Raw genomic sequence first — 3,677 nt, forward strand, 5'->3', positions numbered from 1 at the left:
CGAGGTGCGCCGCGTCCTGGAGTTCGCCGCCACGCAGGTGGTGCCCCGCCTCGCCCGCACCACCGACGAACTCGACCACGTCCTTCACGCCCTGACCGGCGGCTTCGTCCCGGCGGGCCCGTCCGGCTCCCCGCTGCGCGGCCTGGTCAACGTGCTGCCGACCGGCCGCAACTTCTACACCGTCGACCCCCGCGCCGTCCCCTCCCGGCTCGCCTGGCAGACCGGGCAGGCCATGGCCGACTCCCTGCTGCGCCGCCACCTGGACGAGACCGGCGCCTACCCGGAGTCGGTGGGACTGTCGGTGTGGGGCACCTCGGCGATGCGCACCTCCGGCGACGACGTGGCCGAGGTGCTTGCGCTCCTGGGCGTGCGCCCGGAGTGGGACGAGGCCTCCCGCCGGGTCTCCCGGCTCGACGTGGTGCCGCTGGAGGAGCTGGGCCGTCCGCGCGTCGACGTCACCGTGCGGATCTCCGGCTTCTTCCGCGACGCCTTCCCGCACGTGGTCGCCATGCTGGACGACGCGGTGAAGCTGGTCGCCGACCTCGACGAGCCGGAGGAGCGCAACTTCGTCCGCGCCCACACCCGCGCCGACCTGGCCGAGCACGGTGACCAGCGCCGCGCGACCACCCGGATCTTCGGGTCCGCGCCCGGGTCGTACGGTGCCGGAATCCTCCAGCTCGTGGAGTCCGGCAACTGGCGCGACGACCGCGACCTGGCCGAGGTCTACACCGCCTGGGGAGGGTACGCCTACGGGCGCGACCTCGACGGGGTCCCGGCCGCCGACGACATGCGCGCCAACTACCGCCGGATCAAGGTCGCGGCGAAGAACATCGACAGCGCCGAGCACGACATCGCCGACTCCGACGACTACTTCCAGTACCACGGCGGCATGATCGCCACCGTCCGCGCCCTCACCGGCGCCGACCCCAAGGCCTACGTGGGCGACTCCACCACGCCCGACGCGGTGCGCACCCGCCCCCTCGCCGACGAGACCGCCCGCGTGTTCCGCGCCCGCGTGGTCAACCCGCGCTGGATCTCCGCCATGCGGCGGCACGGCTACAAGGGAGCCTTCGAACTGGCCGCCACCGTCGACTACCTCTTCGGCTTCGACGCCACGGCCGGCGTCGTTCACGACTGGATGTACGAGAAGCTCGCGGCCGAGTACGTCCTTGACGCAGACACCCAGGAGTTCCTGCGCGAGTCGAACCCGTGGGCGCTGCACGGCATCGTCGAGCGGCTGCACGAGGCCGCCCGGCGCGGGCTGTGGGCCGAACCGGACCCGGCGACGCTCGAAGCCCTGACGGAGGTCTACCTGGAGGTCGAGGGGGACCTGGAGGACCGTTCGGAATGAGGGTGCGGATCCTCGGTATCGGCATGGGGCCGCGGCACCTCACCCCGGAGGTCGCCGACGCGCTGCGCGGCTGCGACTACGCGGTGGCCGCCCGCAAACGCGACGACGACGGTCTGCTCGCCCTGCGCCGGGCCGTCTGCGACGCCCACGGCGTCCCCCTGGTCGTCGTGCCCGACCCGGAACGCGACCGCGACGACCCGGCGGACTACCGGGCCGCGGTCGCCGCCTGGCACGAGGCCCGGGTCGCCGCCTACGAGCGGGTGCTCGGCGAACGCGGCGGCACGGCGGCGTTCCTGGTCTGGGGGGATCCGTCCCTGTACGACTCCACCGTGCGGATCGTGGAGCGGATCGTCGAGCGGGGGGCCGTTCCCGTGGAGTACGACGTGCTTCCCGGGATCAGCGCTCCCCAGCTCCTCGCCGCGCGGCACCGGATCGTGCTGCACGGAGTGGGCCGCCCGGTCCACCTCACCCCGGCGCGGCGGCTGTCCGAGGCGGTCGACGCCGGACAGGACAACATCGTCGTCATGCTCGGCGGACGGCCCGCCTTCGACGGGCTGGAGGAGTGGTCGGTCTGGTGGGGCGCCAACCTGGGCACCGACACCGAGGAGCTGGTCGCCGGACGGGTCGGCGACGTGCTGCCCGCGATCGACGCGGCCCGCGCCCGCGCCCGGGACCGGGCGGGCTGGGTGATGGACACCGCGCTGCTGAGGAGGACGCCATGAGCGGGGAGGGGCAGGATCGAGGCCGGGGCCTGTTGGTCGCCGGGACCACCTCTGACGCGGGCAAGAGCGTCGTCACCACCGGCCTGTGCCGGGCCTTCGCGCGCCGGGGCGCGCGCGTCGCGCCGTACAAGGCGCAGAACATGTCCAACAACTCCATGGTCTGCCACGGACCCGACGGCCGACCGGCGGAGATCGGCCGAGCCCAGTGGGTGCAGGCGCTGGCCGCCCGGGCCACGCCGGAGCCCGCGATGAACCCGGTGCTCCTCAAACCGGGCACCGACCGGCGCAGCCACGTCGTCCTGCTCGGGCACCCGGCGGGGGACGTGTCCTCGGCCGACTGGGAGTCCGGCCGCCGCCACCTGGCCAAGGCCGCGCACACCGCCTTCGACGACCTGGCGGCCCGCCACGACGTCGTCGTCGCCGAGGGCGCGGGCAGCCCGGCCGAGATCAACCTGCGGTCGGGCGACTACGTGAACATGGGCCTGGCCCGGCACGCGGGCCTGCCCGCGGTGGTCGTCGGCGACATCGACCGGGGCGGAGTCTTCGCCGCGCTGTACGGCACGGTGGGTCTGCTGGAGGCCGCCGACCAGGCACTGGTCGCGGGATTCGTGGTCAACAAGTTCCGCGGGGACCCCGGGCTGCTCCGGCCCGGTCTGGCCGACCTGGAACGGCTCACCGGCCGCCGCGTGTACGGCACCCTGCCCTGGGACCCGGGCCTGTGGCTCGACTCGGAGGACGCGCTCGACCTGGAGGGCCGCCGGGCGAGCGGGGACACCGTCCGGCGCGTGGCGGTGGTGCGCCTGCCACGGATCAGCAACTTCACCGACGTGGACGCCCTCGGCCTGGAGCCCGGCCTGGACGTCGTCTTCGCCTCCGGGCCGAGCGATCTGGCCGACGCGGACCTGGTCGTCCTGCCCGGGACCCGGTCCACCCTCGCCGACCTGGCCTGGCTGCGTTCGCGCGGACTCGACCGGGCGGTCACCGAGCACGTCCGCCGGGGTCGGCCGCTGCTCGGCGTCTGCGGCGGGTTCCAGATGCTCGGCCGGACGATCACCGACCCGGACGGTGTCGAGGCCGAGCCCGGTGCGCGCGCGGACGGCCTCGCTCTGCTCGACGTGCGGACCGACTTCACCGTGGACAAGACGCTGCGCCTGCCCTCCGGGACGGCGCTCGGCGCGCCCGCGCACGGCTACGAGATCCACCACGGCCGGATCACGGTCGGCGACGGCGCCGAGGAGTTCCTGGGCGGCGCCCGGTCGGGGAACGTCTTCGGCACCATGTGGCACGGCAGCCTGGAGGGCGACGCGTTCCGCTCCGCCTTCCTCGCCGAGACGCTCGGCCACGAGCCGTCCGGCACGCGGTTCGCCGACGCCCGGGAGCGGCGCCTGGACCTGCTCGGCGATCTCGTGGAGCGCCACCTGGACGTCGACGCGCTGCTCGCCCTCACCCGCGAGGGCGCCCCGGCGGACCTGCCCGTCCTGGCCCCGGGGGGAACTCAGTGAGACTGCTGCTCCTCGGCGGTACGTCCGAGGCCCGCGAACTGGCCGCCCTCCTGGTCGAGGCGGGGGTGGACGTGACCACCTCGCTCGCGGGGCGGGTGGCCC

General features: G+C 74.5%; 4 protein-coding genes. All 4 read left to right on the plus strand.

Features of this window, described 5'->3' with window-relative positions; genetic code table 11:
• The coding region (locus D471_RS0119355) for a cobaltochelatase subunit CobN (RefSeq protein WP_017600135.1) at positions 1-1,351 on the plus strand (1,351 nt) is incomplete at its 5' end.
• The gene (gene cobF / locus D471_RS0119360) at positions 1,348-2,073 is read left to right on the plus strand and encodes a precorrin-6A synthase (deacetylating) (protein ID WP_017600136.1); all 726 of its coding nucleotides are present in this window, start codon (positions 1,348-1,350) and stop codon (positions 2,071-2,073) included. The genes D471_RS0119355 and cobF, both read left to right, overlap by 4 nt.
• Positions 2,070-3,575 (plus strand): cobyric acid synthase, encoded by a 1,506-nt coding sequence (locus D471_RS0119365; RefSeq protein ID WP_017600137.1) that lies wholly within the window; start codon positions 2,070-2,072, stop codon positions 3,573-3,575. The genes cobF and D471_RS0119365 overlap by 4 nt, the downstream gene beginning before the upstream one ends.
• A partial coding sequence (locus D471_RS41925; protein WP_161630106.1) for a precorrin-6A/cobalt-precorrin-6A reductase occupies positions 3,572-3,677 on the plus strand: 106 nt, incomplete at its 3' end. The genes D471_RS0119365 and D471_RS41925, both read left to right, overlap by 4 nt.

Source organism: Nocardiopsis lucentensis DSM 44048 (genome assembly GCF_000341125.1).
In the GTDB taxonomy this organism is placed as follows: Bacteria; Actinomycetota; Actinomycetes; order Streptosporangiales; family Streptosporangiaceae; genus Nocardiopsis; species Nocardiopsis lucentensis.

Excerpts from the sequence above, each read along its gene's own strand:
- cobF (WP_017600136.1), top strand. The coding sequence starts at position 1,348 with ATGAGGGTGCGGATCCTCGGTATCGGCATGGGGCCGCGGCACCTCACC.
- D471_RS0119365 (WP_017600137.1), top strand. The coding sequence starts at position 2,070 with ATGAGCGGGGAGGGGCAGGATCGAGGCCGGGGCCTGTTGGTCGCCGGG.